This is a genomic window from Trichormus sp. NMC-1 (assembly GCF_001858025.1).
In the GTDB taxonomy this organism is placed as follows: domain Bacteria; phylum Cyanobacteriota; class Cyanobacteriia; order Cyanobacteriales; family Nostocaceae; genus Anabaena.
Map to the genome: position 1 here is coordinate 928,591 of NZ_LZQD01000002.1, position 17,586 is coordinate 946,176.

Sequence of the window (17,586 nt, forward strand, 5' to 3'; positions counted from 1 at the left end):
ATTTTCAGTTTTTTCAATTACTAATTAGCAAACAAGTAATACTAAGTAGAGTAATGTCAATAATTAAAAGTTTGTAGTGAGGTCTTTAAACAGGAGTCAGAAGGGGCGTATTGCAATACGCCCGTACAGAATTCAGGAGTAAAACTGGCTTGGTGTCTAGGTTTCAATTTATATTCTGTACCTCATTGATCTGCAATCTGCTGTATTTAATTTAATTTGAGTTTGCACAAAAGCATGAAGTCATCGGTTTTGTCTGCTTACTCTTTGAAAAGCCACTCTACGAGTGTCTATATCTGCCGTTAAAACTTCTGGAAATTTTATTCTGTGCAGTTTCATCTTCAGAAATGTATAAAAAGCCCGACGAAAGAATGAAAGTCGCGGACTAGTAAAAATCAAAAGATTAGTAACCTGCATTTCCATAGAATTATTTACAAGCTGTTGCTAAAGTCTCTAAATTAGATTTCATCACCTTAAAATAATACTGTGGATTTGTCTCACCAGTTTCTAGAGAATCCAGAGTTCGCAAAGTTAAATTTAAGTCTTTAGATAGGCTTGTAAATAATTTATTATCTACCCCTGGTTCACTAAATAAGGCTTTAACTTTGTATTTTTTCACAGCATTAACAACTTTTTGTATATCTGTGGGTGAAAGTTGATCTTCTGGAATTTCTACAACGGCTAATTGTTTGAGATTATAGCGTTTAGCTACGTAAGGAAAGGCATCATGAAAGGTAACAAAGGTGCAATTTGGAGTCTGTTGTAAAGTCTGTTGAAATTCATTATTTAAATTCTCTAGTTCTTGGATATATGCCGCAGCATTAGCTTCATACGTTGCTTTATTCCCAGCGTCAGCAGCAATTAACCCATCTCTAATATTTACTACTTGCTGTTTAGCTAAAACGGGATCTAGCCAAACATGAGGATTCCCATCTGCGTGTTCGTGGTTGTGATCTTTTTCTTCCTTCCCAATTTCCTCTATGGGAGAAATTTCATTGATAGCCTTAATACCCTTGCTGGCATCAATTTCGACTAATTTGGTGTTTTGGGCATTTTTGACGGTATCTGTCAGAAATTCTTCTAACCCCAGCCCATTTTTTACTAATACATTCGCCGTTGCGATCGCTTTCACATTAGCTGGTGTAGCCTGATATTCATGTATTTCCGTTCCTGGCTGGACTAAAATTTCTACATCTGCTGCATCTCCCGCTACTGCTTTGGTAAATAAATACACTGGTAAAAATGTTGTGACTACTTTAGTTTTTGGTGGTTGTGCTGGTTCTGACTGTTCTGCATTTGTCTGTGTAACCTGTTTCGTTTCAGTACAGCCAGAAATCATTGCCAACATCAGCAGCGCCATGAGAGACAACATTTTACCTCTAAATCTGCCTATTCTTCGGCTGACATCAGTCTCAATCATCATGTTTTCTCTTCCTTCAGAATACTGTCTTTACCTACGTCAATATTTTTATTGACAACAAGACTTAATCCTAGACATTATACTATAATAATTCTCATTATCATTTTGGTTTAATAAAAATACCCTGCATTACAGCACTTCCGGCTGTTATGAGGTACAAGAACCCCACCCCCAACCCCCTAAGAGCAAGCGATGAGGGGGCTATCATGTATCTTATAACAAAGGAATCTGCTGTATCCGTGTAATATACTAGACATCTCCGATAAAGATTGTAGAGACGTTCCATGGAACGTCTCTACAACGGTTTTAGGTCACGCATATTTAATTTCTGGAGATGTCTACTGAGATTAAGTAATAACAGATGATTTTGTTGAGAGGATACTGCCTTATACTAGCTTTCCCCATTCATGAAGATTTCTTGACTTTTTGAGTTAAAAAAAATGCTGCTTACTGCTAGTATATTGAGATCAGTTTTTAATAATCTCTCATTTCGTATAAGCACGTAATGTGCTGATTGTTAGTAAATAGGTGTGAGTGAAAAATGCAAAAATCATGGAAATATCTGTTAGCTAGTCCAGTAGTTAGCGGCGCAACACTATTGATGAGTGCAGCAGCGTGGGCAGGAGAAGCACCAGCAACAATAGAAGCCAGTGAACCACTTGTTGTAGCCAATTCAGACCAACAAGTTGAAAATATAAATCAAAAAGAGTTAATCTCACAAGTTACATCAGTATCTCAATTGTCGGACGTACAACCCACAGATTGGGCATTCCAAGCTTTACAATCTTTAGTAGAACGTTATGGTTGTATTGCTGGATATCCTAACGGTACTTATCGTGGTAATCGTGCCATGACGAGGTATGAGTTTGCGGCTGGTTTGAATGCTTGTTTAGATCGGGTGAATGAACTAATTGCTACCGCAACTGCCGACTCGTTGACAAAACAAGATTTAGCAACATTACAAAAACTGCAAGAAGATTTTTCCACAGAACTAGCAACCTTGCGTGGACGCGTAGATGCATTAGAAGCGAGGGCTTCTGAATTAGAAGCCAATCAATTTTCTACTACCACCAAACTGCAAGGACAAGTTGTTGCAGTTGTCAGTGATGTTTTATCAGGTGACAATGTTGACGGACCGATTACAGACAAAAATACTACCCTTGGGGCGCGGGCGCGTATTGAATTTGTAACTAGTTTCACTGGTCAAGATACTCTGTTTACCAGAATCCAGAGTAACAATATCAAGACTCCTGATATTGGTACTCCAGAAGGTAACTTGTTTTTTCAAGGTCCTGATGGTACTAACAACGCTGTCATAGATGCGCTATGGTACAAATTCCCTCTAGGAAAAAACACACAGGTAATCGCTATTGCTAATGCTGGTGCAGCAGATGACGTGACCAGTACTGTGAATCTTTTTGATGGTGATGGTGGATCTGGTGCATTGTCAAGCTTTGGTACACGCAACCCGATTTATGCTCAGATCAGTGGTAGCGGGTTGGGAGTAAATCACCAGTTCGGTAAAAATTTGACACTAAGTTTAGCGTATTTAGCAGGTTCAGCTAATGACCCCAGTGCTAAAAATGGTTTGTTTGACGGTAAGTACGGTGCTTTGGCGCAGTTGACAGTTAAACCAAGCGATCGCATTTCCTTTGGTCTAACTTATATCAATTCCTACAAACAGCCACTACTCACAGGCAGTAATCTCGCTACCTTCCAGAACTTGGATACAAATCTAGATGGCAATTCAGAAGCATTTTCTAGCAATTCTTATGGTTTCCAAGCATCAATTGGCATCAGTGATAAATTTGTCCTCGGTGGTTGGGCTGGATATACGAATAGTCAGGTATTGACAGGTACAAAGGGAGATGTTGACATTTGGAACTATGCTGTTACTCTTGGGTTCCCAGACTTGGGCAAAAAAGGTAATTTAGCTGGTGTTATCCTCGGAATGGAACCGAGAGTTACAAGTTCCAGTTTTGGAAGTGCATTTAAAGACCAAGATACCTCATATCACATTGAGGCATTTTATCAATACAAAGTCAGCGACAATATCACCATTACCCCAGGTGTGATTTGGTTAACCGCCGCAGATCATAACGATAATAATGATGGTGTAGTCATTGGTGCTTTGAGAACCACCTTCAGTTTCTAAATTTCAAAATCACCATCTTAACAAAAAGACCAGCCTTCCCACGGGCTGGTCTAAAAAACGTTGTTCGCGTTGTCTTCTCAAGAGAGTCAAAACCAAATTGCGCGTTCCCAAAATTTAACGGGCAACTTTTCTTAACAAGATTGTAACAGCCAGTACACTTTTTTCATAAAAATATCTTAAAAAATATCTATCCGCAGGTCAGTAGTATTTATTTCTAAGGGGAGATAGGGATATAGGGTGATGGGAAGACGCGGGGACACGGGGACACGGGGAGAATTCCCTATTCCCTATTCCCTATTCCCTATTCCCTGTTTACGAATTACGAATTACGAATTACGAATTATTTGCGGTTTTCCCCAAATGATGGTTTCTTGTTTATAAATTACAAGTCCTGGTTTAGTACCTTTCGGTTTGTAGACGTGCTTGGGTTGGGTGTAAACTACTGGTACTTGGTCACTTTGACGGGCGCGACTGAAGTAAGCTGCAAGATTAGCGGTAAATTGTAAATCGGCTTCTTCCGGGACTTTACCAGGTTCAAGACGCAATAAAACGTGACTACCAGGGATTTCTTGAGCGTGAAACCACAGATCATAATCTCCGGCTACACGAAATGTCAGTTGGTCATTTTGGTTATTATTGCGACCGATTAAGACTTCAAAGCCGCTGGGAGTGCGGTAACGATGAAAATTAGTGCTGGGAGAGTCGGTGGTACTGCGGCTGCGATATTCCAGGGCTTCTAGATATTTTTGCCCAATGAGTTCATCACGGATTTCTTCTAAAGCTTGTAAATCTGCTGCTGTTTGGTAGTTGTCGATTTGGGAAATTGCGGCTTCTACTTGTTCTAAATAATCAATTTCGGCTTGAACTTCAAATAATAAAGGTTCAACAGCAGCACGAGCGCGTTTGAGTTTTTGGTGCTGTTTATAAAGCTTCTGGGCGTTTTGGACGGCGTTTTTATCTGGGAGAAGTGCGATCGCAGTTGGTTTACCAGTTTCAAAATCTGCCAGGATAATTTCTTTCATCCCTGGTTCCCAGTTTTGGAGATATGCCATTAATAAATCAGCTTTTTGTCGATAATCATCAGCTTGATCTGACTGCTGCAATTTCTCACTAAAAGTTTGGGCTTTGGTACGTAATTTGCCGAGAATATTATTTAGTTTCTGAGTTAACTGATGGCGTAATTGAGAAAATAATTGTTTATTTAATTCGTCGGTGTAATATTTGTTCAGTAACTCTTGGATGTTTTTAGCTGGTGCGACAACACCCCAACCCATGACAGTGTAACCGGTTGCTGTCCAAGCAGGTTGGAATTTACCAATTTCTAAAGCTTGTAACCATTCTTGCCAATGTGCAAATAGCCTCTGCCAATCATCAGCATTTAGTGTATCTGTGGTTGTTTCTGGTGCTATATCTGCTACCAGCAACATTGTATCTAACAAAGCTGCACTCAACCCACGATAATTTTTGAGTAGTTGTCGTTTAATAGCGCCTGGTACTAAACTCACCCGTTCTTGCCAACGTGCTTGGGATTCGCTCAAACTAGGAATAGGGCCGGTTTGTTTGGGTGGTATTTCATAAGGTTGTCCGGTTTGAATAGGACGAACGCTGGATTGTTGCTGACTAACTTGATGAGCAGCGGTGATAATGAAGTTGTCGGCATCGGTGAGAATGGCGTTACTGTATTTACCCATCACTTCCACATACAAGTGATAGAGGGCGTTTTCTCCCGGACGACGAGCAAATTGTAAATCAATGACACGTTCCCAAGGTGCGATCGCTTCAATTCCTACCAACGCTAAACCACCCAATTGATGGATTAATTGTTGACTGAAGGTGAAAGTATCTGGTGTGCGTGGTGGTGGTTCACCAATACAAATTCGGGTAGCTTGGGGATGCCAAGATACTTCTAACCAAACACGTTGTTTTAGGGTACGTAAGGCTATAGCAATAGTATAGCGATCGCGCTGGTAAACCTGCTCTGTCCGCGAAGGTAGCCAGTCAGCCCGTAGTTCGCTACAAGCAGCAGTCAGGGTAGTAAAATCAACTGGTTGCAAAACAATTAGTCACAATAGGGGAGTTTTCCATCAAGAAGCCAACAGCCAAAAACAAAACCGTTAAATACTCCGATTTCTTTCAGAATTATTCTAACGGTTACTATTCTAAACCAGCATTCTCATAACTAAACAGCTACTTTCTTTTTTTTACTCATAGCCGCGCCTATAGTAGCTGCCAAGCATATACCACCTAACATACCAGGTTCTGGTACAGATTCGGATTGTGGTGAAGTTCCGACTTTAATTTGAAAAGCAAGGTTAGAATTGGTGGGAGTAGTACCTGTCCAGCTAAAGGATGTTTTACCAGTTAAGGTAAAGTTAGTGGTGATATTACTAAGGTGCAAATAGTCTATATCTCTGGTAGCTGAACCAACAGAGGAGAGATTACCGATTGATGTACCGTTGAAAACGAGGTCGCTCAATGTGATTGAGTTGCTAGTCGTGCTAGTGGTGTTGTCTCTGGCACGAGTACGTAAGAATATATCTGTTGCTGGTCCAGTAAATTGAGTAGAATGTAGTGTTTGTGTGGCGGTAGAATTACCAGACTCGAAAATCTTGTAAGTCACCTGGCTTCCATCATATTGCAAGCTGAAATCCCATAACTTTCCATTTCCCCAGGTCAACTGATCTTGATCAACTGGTGCGCCACCGATAGCTACATCTTTGTTAATGCTTAATTCTTGAGTTCCGTTGCCGGCATTATTCCCAATTCGTCCTTCAGCAACAAATAATTCTTTAAAATCTCCGTTGTCAAGCAATAAATTAAAGTCTGTATCATCAAACCCAGGAGTAGCATCTTGAGATGTTAAAGGAGTTATTGTCACTGCTTTTGCTTGATTGGGAGCGAGTCCTAACCCCAATGTTACCAATCCCAAAACCAGAAATGATTTATATCCGTGTATAGATAGCATAATCTTTCCTTAGTATTACGTCAGTGTTTAATTGCTCTACTAAATAAGATAGTACCCAGTAAAAATCAGTATTTTAAGAGCTTTAAACAAACATTACGTGCTTTTCATCGAAATTTCATAATGTATAAATGCTTGCGGTTACTCTCTCTAGCACCGCTGTTATCTTTAGCTCTTTAATGCCATAAAACGACGTTAAACCCAGAAATCCAACACAATTTCTGGGTTTAATTTAGTCAGGATTTCCTGCTTCTAGTTAATATAGCAATGGACAAGGCAGTTAGGACATCAACCAATGCTAAAAGTTAGACAATAAAAGGCTTCTAGCACTGTCACCTGTCACCTGTCACCTGCTATAGCTCATTGCCAGGGTGAAGGGATCGCTGTAGTTGAAATCACTGTTTCTGCCATCAGTCTTAAAGCTGTTCTACCACAACTGGGGCATTGAATTTCTAGAAACTGTGAAGATGATACGTCTACTTCACTCAACAGACCTTGTTTACAATGCCAACACTCAAAAATTACCCGACTAACTGGTTGGTTACAGTCTAATATTTTGATGTGTTGAGAAGTTGTAGCTTCAGTTTCTGGTTTCCTTGGCTTAGGAAATTTTTTGAGTTCTTGAACTTCCATCGTTTTACCTGTCTAACTCTCTTTTGAATTTACCCTAGCGTAACTAATGCGGGTTCTTTCACTGGTTGCAAGAGTTGGGTGTACAACTCATCTAGCTGCATAGCTACACCATCCCAGCTAAACTTACTCATGACTCGTCTGTTACCAGCTTGACCTAGTTGTGTTCGCCATTCTGGATTGCTGAGAATGCGATCAATGGCGTTACTAAAGGCTGCTACGTCTTGGGGTGGTACTAATAAACCAGTGTTTTCATTAACGACGGTAAACTGAAGTCCTCCTACATCGCTGGCTATGACGGGTGTACCACTGGCCATCGCTTCAACTGCTACTAATCCAAAGGGTTCGTAGTGACTGGGAATGACGCACACATCAGCCGCAGCATAATAATTTGGGAGGATTTCTGGACTGAGACGACCGGCGAAAATAGTACATTCACTCATCCCCAATTCGTTGACAATGCCCTCAATGCGATCGCGTTCTCTACCATCACTATTACCTGGAGTGCTGCCACCACCAATAATTAGTTTCAGGTCTTTTGAACCATAAAACTCAGACTCACGTACTGCCCGTACCAAGGTTTCTATGCCTTTACGCGGGTCAAAACGCCCTACATACAATATGACTTTGCTTTCCGGGTCAATTCCCAATGCGGCTCTGCCTGCTTCTCTTTTTACTGAACCAAAATGCCGAATATCTGTACCGCAGGGAATAATATCAACGTCACCTTGTTGGGAAACGAGCGATCGCATATGTTGTTTTTCTTGCGGACTTGTGGCCACAATTCTTTCTGCTGTTTCCAAAACTTCTTTTTCTACTGCTAGGCGTTGACTCGCAACTAGAGGAATACTTTCTATGGCGTTGTATTTGACTATTCCTAAAGAATGATATGTATGAACCTGTTTACTTCCTTGGATTTGCTTCAACTGCAATCCCACCCAGCTAGACAGCCAATAATTAGTATGAACTAACTCATATTTTATCCCGTTTTCTTTTTGAAACTCAAGTAACTGTTCCACAAATTCGGGCAAGTATTTAAAACCATTATCTCGTGGGACAAATTCCACTGGACCTGCTGTTAAACGAATAGTTCGACAGTGAGAGTTATGTTGAACAATCGTTTCTTGGTCAGCACTCACTCTGCGGCTAAACATATCAACTTTCCATCCTAGCTGGGATAGTGCTTCACCCACTTGGCGTACGTAAACATTCTGTCCTCCAGCCTCCTCTTTCCCAATCTCAATCGCCGGATCACCATGGACTGAAATCAAGGCAATGCGTTTGTTAGTGGTAGAGTTCATAAGTTGTGTGTTGCTGATTGTCACAAGGTAGTATGCAGTTCCACTCTGGCGTTTATCACGCTTACCTGAAGTATTTCGGAACTTTGCTTAATCTTTATTTTAATTTAATTGTGTCAAAAAATATTGATTTTATTATATGTAAAACTCTATTTTTCCTCTAATACTTTCGATAGATTTAGTTCTATCTTATGGAAGATAATTAATATTTTCTTATTTATTGATTTAAAAAAATGCATGAAAAATTTCTGCTGTTGCTGCCTTGCAGTACAACACCAAGTAAATTTTAGATATTTTAATTTAACCGTTTTAGCTTTTTATTCAATCAAAATACCAATCCTAAATTACGTCTTAATTTACAGTCATTGATTATCAACAAATATGCCAAAATGAAAAAGTTTTTTTGACACAAATTTGTTTTGACTAACTGTGGTAACTTATACTATTATTATGTTATGTATTTTTTTGTTAAATAAGATACACTTTTGCAAAAACCTCAGATACTGCTGGATTGTCAGTTCTGTATCTCTTACCTGACATCTCATTGAAGACGGAAACTCTTAATAGGGAACAGGGAACAGGGAACAGGGAACAGGGTTGAAACTCTGTTTTTATATACAGCAGATTGCAGATCAATGAGGTACAGAATCAAAATTGAAACCTAGACAGCAAGCCAGTTTTACTCCTGACTCCTGACTCCTGACTCCTGAATTCTTACTATTTTTCTTTTTCTATTATTAACAAACAAAGTTACTCTATTCTGTAATTACGAGTTCTAAATCATGGGATTTTTTGATTAATAAATTTCCACTGCCAATCAACGTAATCGAGTCAGATTGGCAATGGAAAAATTTCAACTTCACAATTGAGAAATGCTATTTCTAACTATTAGTGTTTAATTTTAAATTCGGATTATTCAACTTGATTAAACAGATGCTCTTCCAATAACGGTTGAACTTTCCGAAACTCTTCAGGAGATAGCAATTCAGGCTTACCTGTATCCGTTATCCGGGCAAAAAATAGCAGGGGATCGAGAGGTGTATAAATTGCATATTCCTGATCTTCATGGTAGAAACTGGCGAGTAACTGTAGTTGCTCTGGTTCTAAATCTGCTTCGTCATCTTCAATTTCTAAAGTGAAGAGTTCTGATTCTTCGACTGGTGGTAACTCACCAGCCACCGTCAAAGCATAAGCAGTATTTTCTGTAAGTAGCAACTTGGGTTAATATAAAATTTACTGTAAAAAGTCAAATTGAGCAGTAAGAATAGCCTTCTTTGGCTTTCATCACTGCTCAATAATTTTTATTTGCACAGAGAGCAATCCCAGATTGGTGCTGATGATTTCAGTTTGAGATTAGCAGCCAGACAAAACTTCGTCTGAGTAGCGACTACAGATGGATGTTGCAACCAGCACAGAAGCCAACCCACTCAGATAAATTTAGCTACATTGACTCTGAATTAACAAGGGAACAATCAAAAATTAAAAATCTTCACTTTGCTAATTTTTAATTTTTAATCTTTTCCCCAGATGATCAGTTAGTAGTTTGTGCAGCTAACATTTGTTTAAGCTTTTCTAAATCAGCAGCCCAACGGGGATCTGGACGAATAGCGTCTGAATCAACATTATTGCTGGTTGTTTCGCGCACGCCGCCACCACGCCGAGATTTCTTAGCGCTTTTTTCACGACGGTTATTTTCTTTGTTGATGGTAGGTGTGGGAATGTTAGTAGCTTGACTAGCAGGTTTAGGCGCTTGTTCCTCACCCTCTTCACCTTTGGTACGAGGTAATGCCTTTTCTAGTTTAATAGCGGTGTCTTTGAACAATTGACCGTTATACTTTTCAATAATTTGGTCTGCTTGTTCGTCATTGTTCACCGTCAAAAACCCGAAACCACGACATTTGCCTGTTTTGCGGTCTTTGATTAGCTTAGTAGTGACAGCATCGCCTTCAGCTGCAAAAACTGCTTGCAACTCTAGACGATCTATTTCTTCTTTTGGCAAATTACCTATATATAGGCGAACAGACATGAACTATACCTCCAGAGTTGAAATGAACTTATTTTGACAAAAACAATCACTTGGCTTTGGCTTTTAAATAGATGCTATTAACTAAAATCGCCATAAACCAATTTTTTTAATCCAAACTGTCAACCTATACAATACAGTTTTTTGTTGGGATCAAGCTTATTTAAGACAAACGCGCCACCACGCTCAGTTAATAACACCTTAATTCTAAGAATTGTAAATTTAATAGCCCACCGTCCGCCACAGTAAATGAATTCTTTCTAGCTTTTATCGGCAGAGTAAAATACCATCCCTTAAGATTATCACGGTATTTTTTACGTAGCTAGTTCAGCACCTACATTTCTGCCAATAGTATTATTGCATCGTAGCATAAAATACATTTTTTTTGACAAAATTAGAAATAGGCAACAAAAACCAGCCACTGGCTGGTTGATTTACTGCTGTGTTGGGGATATCAAAGGGGACGAGATAGTACCAGCAGCTAGACCAATCACCGAATTATGTAGATGAATTATGTCAGTTGCCATTGATTTCGTAAATAAATGTAACACTTTGGTAAGGATTCTGCAACTTTTGTTTACATTTTTGGTAATGATTGATTGAATTGCTGCCTTAACCTGCTACGGATTGAGCAGTCAGCACAATGTATGCACCCCAAGCTTGAGTAGCGACTGCCAAAACAGTAGACCAAATGGGATGAGGACTATTAATGGTTTTGCCACTTTGAGTTTCCAAGGTTTGAATATCAATCCAAGGTGTTGCCCCACGGCGTAACCAACCTGTAACGATAATCTGCCTACCAATCCATTCCTGGGGGTTGATTGACTGTCCTAGCAAAGGAATATGGTTTAATTTGATTAAACCGGTGTTGGATTCTAAGATTAGGTCTTGCGCCAGAAAGTTACTAGTGCCACGACGGCCTAAGAGTTTACCAACAAGACGAACGCTGACGCTATCGATTGGTAAAACAGTGGGGTCAGTTAATAAGTTAGGCAAGTAGTAGTCAGTTTGCAAGGTTAAAGGTTTGATATCAGGAAAAAAGGAATTAATCCGCATCACTGTACCGATGCTAAAGCCTATCAAGACAAAACCTGTGACGAAAGACCAATCATCGTAGATCCACTTCAGGTTTAACAAATGAATGGCAAATGCTGTTTGCCAAATTATCCAGAACAGACCGGCGAAAACAAAACCCAGGGGAATCCCCAACCAAGGCGAAATTTGTAATAAGAAGGACTGAGGCTTAGCTGGACAGGATTCTTGACCAGTCAGGTGTAGTTCGGTTTCTAGATGCCAATGACGGGCTATTTGGCAGAGGCGTTGAATGCGATCGCCGATTAAGGGGTGGCTATTATTTATAGTAAACCATCGCCGATAGGGATTGAAGTTTTCCCACATTAAAAATGATTCAAAAGGAAGATGATTGGCCATACTTCCTAAAGACAGGCTTTGTTGGTAGCTAACTGGGGCGAGGATATTCAGGCTTTCCAACTCCCAGGAAGTATGTTGTTGCTTTTTGATATCATCAGCAACACCAATGGCAATTTTGAGTAAAGCCCGAATTAGCCCATTGGGATTACCTGTAATTTCAGCGGCGTGGCGATCGCTATAATCCAGCCGAAACCGGGAGTTAAGCAAGGCTGTACCGGTCAGTAAACACCAAATTCCATAGCACACACAACTTAAGCCTGTAGCTGTCCAGCGCCAGATCGGTTGTTGGCCGTTGTTTCCCCATGCTGAGGCTCGCTGATATAATTCGTAAAACGGCAATGTCACCAGTAGCACCAAGGACATGACAAAAAAGTCCCATCTATGAATCTGTCCTAGTCCCAAGGCGTAAATAGTGGCTATTTCATCATCCCCTAGTTGGTTTAACAAACCTTGACTCACGACTATCCGGGCTGTACGCGGTAGATTACCATAGGTCAACATTATTGGTGCGGCTATTGGTAAAATCCGCAATTTAACAAGAGGGCAGTGTCGCTGTTGATAAGTACGTTGGATAACGCGGACTGCTTCACGACTGTGAGTGTGTAAGACTTCTTTGGATAACTGTTGTTGACCATAAAATGCTGCCAGTAGCCAATCTAGCAACCAAGGAGACAGTCCGATTAAGACTAACAGAAAACCTAGTATAAGTGAACTATAATCACCTGATAAAAGTGGTAATGGCGTTAAATATGGCAGTTTGTCTAAAATCAGGTTGATTAAACCCATTGGTAATTTGAGTATTGCTTGCAACACCCAAAACAGGGAGATAAATGTTCCTGCTGTCAGCAACAGAGACAGTATTGTCAGCATTAAATTAGGCTTACGCAAAGGTTGCCATACCTTAGCGCGCCTAGCTTGCCGCCAATAAATGCTGGACTCTTCACGAGTTGTACTACCTCTAATACCGATGAAGCCTGTATTTGCTATATCTCTGTGAGTAGGAGTATTTTTGGCGGGGATAGGTTCTTGTGGTTTCTGTGGTGAGGAATTATCAAAAGCGACAAATCCCGTTTCGGTGTTTTTGGTTTTTCTGTGGCGTTTTTGGCTTTTTTTGAGGTGTTCGAGCGCACGTTTAGCCCATTCTTGAACTTGGGAATTATGACTCAAAATCAGATTTTCGCACAAAGCGATCGCTCTTGAGGTTTCGCCTGTGCGTGCATAAGCCATCACCAACCCAACTTTGGCTTGCAGGCAAGTATTGCTCTGATTCTGGCTACTAGCAATAGGTTCTAGTTGAGTGATTGCTGCGTAGTAATTTCCTTCCTTGAGGGCAACTAAACCTGCCTCCAAAGACGATTCGGGGTGTGAAGGCATACAAATTTTGGCAGGTAATTGGGAAAAAGGTAATTGGGAAAAAGGTAATTGTAAAAAAACACTCATCTATGACCCATAACCCATCACCCATGACCATTCCTTGTCAAAGAACTGTGTTCTGACTAGAAAATACCGGGGCAATGGCGCTTAATTTCAATTCTGGATGATCTCCCTCTAATTGTTGGCAATTCCATTCATTGCGAAATAGCAACACTGGTCGTCCCATGCTGTCTTTGACTGTTGTCGTGTTGAATAAACGTCCCACTTGATTCAACGCTTCCCAACCTCCTTCCACCCAACGGGCAACACTGTATGGTAAAACATCCAGTATGGTTTCTACTCCATACTCGTTTTGTAGGCGAAACTGCACCACTTCAAATTGCAACTGACCCACTGCTGCTAAAATTGGATCTCGCTTGGCTTCATCAGTAGCGTACATAATTTGTACAGCACCCTCTTCTCTCAATTCGGAAACGCCTTTTTGAAACTGCTTAAACTTTGAGGGGTTGGGGTTTCTGAGAGTAGCAAACAATTCTGGAGAAAAGTAAGGAATTCCCTCATATTCCAGTTTTTGCCCTGTATAAATTGTATCGCCAATTGCAAAAACGCCGGGATTATTCAAACCAATCACATCACCTGGATAAGCCACATCAATGGATTCCCGTTCTTGGGCAAAGAGTTTTTGTGGTCGAGACAGACGGACAACTTTGCCAGTGCGAGCATGATTCACTGTCATATCTTTTTCAAACTTACCTGTGCAGACCCGGACAAAAGCCACACGATCTCTGTGCTTAGGGTCCATGTTGGCTTGCAGTTTGAAGACAAACCCTGAAAATTCTGGATAGCTGGGGGGAACTTCACCGACGCTGCTACTGTGTGTACCTGGTTTGAGGGCATAGTCCAGGAAGTACTTGAGAAATAACTCGACCCCAAAGTTAGTCATGGCGCTACCAAAGAACACGGGTGTCATTTTTCCTTGATGCACTAACTCTAAATCTAAGTCTCCTCCTGCTCCTTCTAACAGTTCTAAATCACTTTTTAGTTGGTGGTAAAGACTTTGTTCTAGTAATTCTTCAATTTTGCCATCACCTAAATCTATGATGGTATCACGGGCTTCTTTGCTACCGTGGGAGCTACGTTCAAAGAGATGGATTTGCTGTTGGTGGCGATCAAATACTCCTTTGAAGCGATCGCCCATTCCTATCGGCCAATTCACCGCATAGGTTTGTAATCCCAATTCTTGCTCAATCTCATCCAACAGTTCTAATGGTTCTCGTCCCGGACGGTCGAGTTTATTGACAAATGTAAAAATCGGAATACCCCTGAGTTTACACACTTCAAACAGTTTCCGGGTTTGGGGTTCCAATCCTTTCGCAGCATCAATTAGCATTACCGCATTATCAGCTGCTGCTAAAGTTCTATAGGTGTCTTCACTAAAATCTTGGTGTCCAGGAGTGTCTAGTAAATTAATTTGACAATTACGGTAGACAAATTGCAATACAGTGGAAGTAATGGAAATACCCCTTTGTTGTTCCATTGCCATCCAGTCAGAAGTCGCTTTACGCTGCGCTCTGCGGGCTTTCACTGCCCCAGCTTCGTGAATTGCACCTCCGTATAATAATAGCTTTTCAGTTAGCGTAGTTTTACCAGCATCAGGATGAGAAATAATCGCAAAATTGCGACGTAATTCCACCGCTTCTAATAATTCAGTTTCAATTTCTGTGGACATGATTGTAATGTGTTTGTAAGTTAATGTAATCTTTTCCAGGACTAGGAATCACATTTGTAAATTCTATTAATCTTCACATCTGAATCAATCTTACTCAATTCAGAAATTAATCAGTCTGATAGTTGACAAATGCCCGATTTTTCATTATATTATTATAATGGGAATCTGTGCGCGCATATAGAGTCTTTTTTAGAAGATTTAAGATTGTCTGAATCAGGATTTACAAGATTTTGGGATTTACAGGATTACATTAATGATTGCTTCCTTAAATTTTGCAGCACTCTGAAAATAGATTTGCGGTTTTTCAGTTAAAGCTAAATCTACGACTTCAGCTAATTTTATCGGGATATTTCCATTTCGTTGCAGAACGGGTACAGGATTATTTTGCAAAACATCCAACCAAGGATCTTCTGTAAAGTTGCGGGGAACATATCCTGTTAACAAATTATATAAACAAGCTGCGGCAGCCCATACATCAACATCAGGTTTTGAATCTTTAAATTTTAGCACCTGTTGACGAGGAATAAAACCAGGTGTACCACCCGTTCTTTTTGTGAAAGTTTGTCCACTTAAACCTGCTAAATCAAAAGATTTCGCTAAACCATAATCACCAATTTTTGCGGTTAGTTTACCATTAATATTACAGAGAAAAATATTATTTGGTTTTAAATCACGGTGAACCAAACCTTTACCTTTTGCAAAATTACCATTAGCTAATTTAACATAAGGAATTTCGGCATTATGGGTGTACGTTAAACCGTCTAAAACTTGCAGGATAATTCCTAAAGCCATATCTACAGGTAACTTTCCTCCTAATTGCTGTGCTGCATTAAATCATAAACATTCCCACCTTCGTAATATTCCATAACTAGGAAAAACAGGTTTTCCGCATAACCATAATCAAATAATTCCACAACATGGGGATGTTTTAAAGCTTTCATATTTTCGATTTCCCGGAGAAACATCTGTACATGATTGTCATCTTGTGCAACCGCAGGTAACATCACTTTTAAAGCGACTAATTTACCAGTTTGGGAATGTTGCGCTAAATAAACTTCACCAAAACCACCTTTACCGATAGATTTAATAATTTGATAATTGCGTAAAGCTGTTAATTGTTTTTCTCCACCTATTGCTAATTTGATTAATTTTTGAATGACATCAAAAAGCTTGGTTTTAGCTTTTGGTTGTAGTGGTTGGATAAAACCAGGATTTTGAGTATCGGGAGTTTTATTAATTGGTTGTGGTTGTGAAATTTCAATATTCACTCGCAAGACGGTATCACCCAAAGTAATTTCATCACCGTCTTGTAAATCATATTCAGGAAAATTCAATTTACCAGCTTCTTCTGGAGTTTGGTGAGATTGTCTACTACCAATTTTTGTATTATTTATATAAGTACCGTTTAAACTTCCTAAATCTCGGACTCGGATTTCTGGGGGGTTGATATCTAATAAACAATGATAGCGGGAAACACGCTTATCAAATTCATCCGGTATGGATAAATAACAATCATCATTTCTACCAATTAAAACAGTGGTGCGACTATCGAATATATATTGTTTTCCTGAGAGTTTCCCTGTAGTAATAGTCAGGGTAATGGTAGATTGCATATTTGAGGATTTTTATTGATGCACTATATCATACAGGATTTTGACGTGATTGGGGGGAAAATGTCAGAATCAGGATTTACAGGATTTAAGGATTTACAGGATGTTGTTAGATGATCGTTTTTTGGGAGTTGGGAATTTTTTGTCAGAATCAGAATTTGAGGATGTACAGGATGTGAATTTGCAATATTATTTTTTAACTCTGTTATGTTATACATTGATGATATGTTAGATTTAAAAAATTATAGATATTCTGCTAATTTTAAGAACTCTTCGCATCTGTCAATCAGTAGTTTTGCATCTTCAGCATTCAACCGTTCAGAACGATCATAATCTCCCTTTAAACGGATTTGTTCTGCATCAATTAAATAACGGTGAAATTTAGGATCAATTTTACCAGTTCTGGCAAAAAGTTCGCCAAATTTACTAATTACTGCGGAGTGTTTGCTAAAGCTCAAATCTGCACCTACTAGAAATGCTTCAGCTATGTAAAACATAGCATAATAAGCACGAGAAGCAGCAAAATCATGTAGATTTTCACTAGCTAAAATTTTAGCTGCACGCAGACTATCTTCAGCTTTTTGCACTAGAAACTGTTGTTCGTTGTTCATAGAAATAAATACCTTCTTTTTTGATATTTTTGATCAGCATTGTTTCTTCTTTCTCAAAACGACTAAGGGAGTAAAACAGGTTAGAAATTACTACACTATATTTTAGACAAAGGGGACTAAGAAAAAAGCCTATTTTTTCTATTTCTTTAGTTGCTTGAAATATATCTTTGAGGACAATTAACACATCAAAATCTGAATCGGGAGTAGCATCACCACGCGCTTGAGAACCAAAAAGAATTACTGCAACTAACTGATCTTGATAAGTCGCAATCAAATTATCACATAATTCTTGCATGATTTGTTCTAGTTTTGGGTGTTTCATAGTTGTTTATCTGAGAAATTTGTC

General features: G+C 39.5%; 13 protein-coding genes and 1 pseudogene. 1 reads left to right on the plus strand and 13 read right to left on the minus strand.

Features of this window, described 5'->3' with window-relative positions; translation table 11 throughout:
• Positions 1 to 424: 424 nt before the first annotated feature.
• Positions 425 to 1,417 carry a metal ABC transporter substrate-binding protein gene (locus A9Y75_RS10825; protein WP_071189684.1) on the minus strand — a complete coding sequence of 331 codons (993 nt, stop codon included), beginning with the start codon at positions 1,415 to 1,417 and terminating at the stop codon, positions 425 to 427.
• Positions 1,418 to 1,958: 541 nt separating this feature from the next.
• Here A9Y75_RS10825 and A9Y75_RS10830 point away from each other — a divergent pair.
• A complete protein-coding gene (locus A9Y75_RS10830; protein WP_071189551.1) occupies positions 1,959 to 3,572 on the plus strand; it encodes an iron uptake porin in 1,614 nt (537 codons plus the stop codon).
• Positions 3,573 to 3,898: 326 nt separating this feature from the next.
• Here the strand turns inward: A9Y75_RS10830 and A9Y75_RS10835 are convergent, their stop codons facing one another.
• The 12 genes and pseudogenes from A9Y75_RS10835 to A9Y75_RS10885 all read right to left on the minus strand — a co-directional run bounded on the left by A9Y75_RS10835 (position 3,899) and on the right by A9Y75_RS10885 (position 17,562).
• Positions 3,899 to 5,626 carry an NFACT family protein gene (locus A9Y75_RS10835; RefSeq protein WP_071189552.1) on the minus strand — a complete coding sequence of 576 codons (1,728 nt, stop codon included), beginning with the start codon at positions 5,624 to 5,626 and terminating at the stop codon, positions 3,899 to 3,901.
• A gap of 125 nt (positions 5,627 to 5,751) precedes the next feature.
• Positions 5,752 to 6,537 (minus strand): choice-of-anchor W domain-containing protein, encoded by a 786-nt coding sequence (locus A9Y75_RS10840; protein ID WP_071189553.1) that lies wholly within the window; start codon positions 6,535 to 6,537, stop codon positions 5,752 to 5,754.
• Positions 6,538 to 6,894: 357 nt separating this feature from the next.
• Positions 6,895 to 7,167: a hypothetical protein gene (locus A9Y75_RS10845; RefSeq protein WP_016949872.1), complete on the minus strand. Its 273-nt coding sequence runs from the start codon at positions 7,165 to 7,167 to the stop codon at positions 6,895 to 6,897.
• 29 nt (positions 7,168 to 7,196) lie between these two features.
• The gene (locus tag A9Y75_RS10850) at positions 7,197 to 8,465 is read right to left on the minus strand and encodes a glycosyltransferase family 1 protein (RefSeq protein ID WP_071189554.1); all 1,269 of its coding nucleotides are present in this window, start codon (positions 8,463 to 8,465) and stop codon (positions 7,197 to 7,199) included.
• Positions 8,466 to 9,374: 909 nt separating this feature from the next.
• A pseudogene (locus tag A9Y75_RS10855) lies at positions 9,375 to 9,674 on the minus strand (DUF3727 domain-containing protein); the annotation flags it as partial.
• A 319-nt stretch (positions 9,675 to 9,993) separates the two neighbouring features.
• Positions 9,994 to 10,488 (minus strand): RNA-binding protein, encoded by a 495-nt coding sequence (locus A9Y75_RS10860; RefSeq protein ID WP_071189555.1) that lies wholly within the window; start codon positions 10,486 to 10,488, stop codon positions 9,994 to 9,996.
• Positions 10,489 to 11,097: 609 nt separating this feature from the next.
• On the minus strand, positions 11,098 to 13,290 hold the full coding sequence (locus A9Y75_RS10865) for a M48 family metalloprotease (protein WP_071189685.1): 2,193 nt from the start codon (positions 13,288 to 13,290) through the stop codon (positions 11,098 to 11,100).
• A gap of 103 nt (positions 13,291 to 13,393) precedes the next feature.
• A complete protein-coding gene (locus A9Y75_RS10870) occupies positions 13,394 to 15,019 on the minus strand; it encodes a peptide chain release factor 3 (protein WP_071189556.1) in 1,626 nt (541 codons plus the stop codon).
• A 237-nt stretch (positions 15,020 to 15,256) separates the two neighbouring features.
• Positions 15,257 to 15,811, minus strand: coding sequence for a protein kinase (locus A9Y75_RS30120; protein ID WP_269086285.1), 555 nt, complete (start codon positions 15,809 to 15,811; stop codon positions 15,257 to 15,259).
• Positions 15,812 to 15,831: 20 nt separating this feature from the next.
• Entirely contained in the window at positions 15,832 to 16,632 is an 801-nt protein-coding gene (locus A9Y75_RS30125; protein ID WP_269086286.1) for an FHA domain-containing protein, read from the minus strand.
• Between the two features lie 239 nt (positions 16,633 to 16,871).
• Positions 16,872 to 17,240, minus strand: coding sequence for a HEPN domain-containing protein (locus A9Y75_RS10880; protein ID WP_071189557.1), 369 nt, complete (start codon positions 17,238 to 17,240; stop codon positions 16,872 to 16,874).
• On the minus strand, positions 17,203 to 17,562 hold the full coding sequence (locus A9Y75_RS10885; protein WP_071189558.1) for a nucleotidyltransferase domain-containing protein: 360 nt from the start codon (positions 17,560 to 17,562) through the stop codon (positions 17,203 to 17,205). The genes A9Y75_RS10880 and A9Y75_RS10885 overlap by 38 nt, the downstream gene beginning before the upstream one ends.
• Positions 17,563 to 17,586 lie beyond the last annotated feature (24 nt).

Excerpts from the sequence above, each read along its gene's own strand:
- A9Y75_RS30125 (WP_269086286.1), bottom strand. The coding sequence starts at position 16,632 with ATGCAATCTACCATTACCCTGACTATTACTACAGGGAAACTCTCAGGA.
- A9Y75_RS10850 (WP_071189554.1), bottom strand. The coding sequence starts at position 8,465 with ATGAACTCTACCACTAACAAACGCATTGCCTTGATTTCAGTCCATGGT.
- A9Y75_RS10830 (WP_071189551.1), top strand. The coding sequence starts at position 1,959 with ATGCAAAAATCATGGAAATATCTGTTAGCTAGTCCAGTAGTTAGCGGC.
- A9Y75_RS10880 (WP_071189557.1), bottom strand. The coding sequence starts at position 17,240 with ATGAACAACGAACAACAGTTTCTAGTGCAAAAAGCTGAAGATAGTCTG.
- A9Y75_RS10825 (WP_071189684.1), bottom strand. The coding sequence starts at position 1,417 with ATGATTGAGACTGATGTCAGCCGAAGAATAGGCAGATTTAGAGGTAAA.
- A9Y75_RS10845 (WP_016949872.1), bottom strand. The coding sequence starts at position 7,167 with ATGGAAGTTCAAGAACTCAAAAAATTTCCTAAGCCAAGGAAACCAGAA.
- A9Y75_RS30120 (WP_269086285.1), bottom strand. The coding sequence starts at position 15,811 with ATGGCTTTAGGAATTATCCTGCAAGTTTTAGACGGTTTAACGTACACC.
- A9Y75_RS10840 (WP_071189553.1), bottom strand. The coding sequence starts at position 6,537 with ATGCTATCTATACACGGATATAAATCATTTCTGGTTTTGGGATTGGTA.
- A9Y75_RS10865 (WP_071189685.1), bottom strand. The coding sequence starts at position 13,290 with ATGCCTTCACACCCCGAATCGTCTTTGGAGGCAGGTTTAGTTGCCCTC.
- A9Y75_RS10870 (WP_071189556.1), bottom strand. The coding sequence starts at position 15,019 with ATGTCCACAGAAATTGAAACTGAATTATTAGAAGCGGTGGAATTACGT.
- A9Y75_RS10885 (WP_071189558.1), bottom strand. The coding sequence starts at position 17,562 with ATGAAACACCCAAAACTAGAACAAATCATGCAAGAATTATGTGATAAT.
- A9Y75_RS10860 (WP_071189555.1), bottom strand. The coding sequence starts at position 10,488 with ATGTCTGTTCGCCTATATATAGGTAATTTGCCAAAAGAAGAAATAGAT.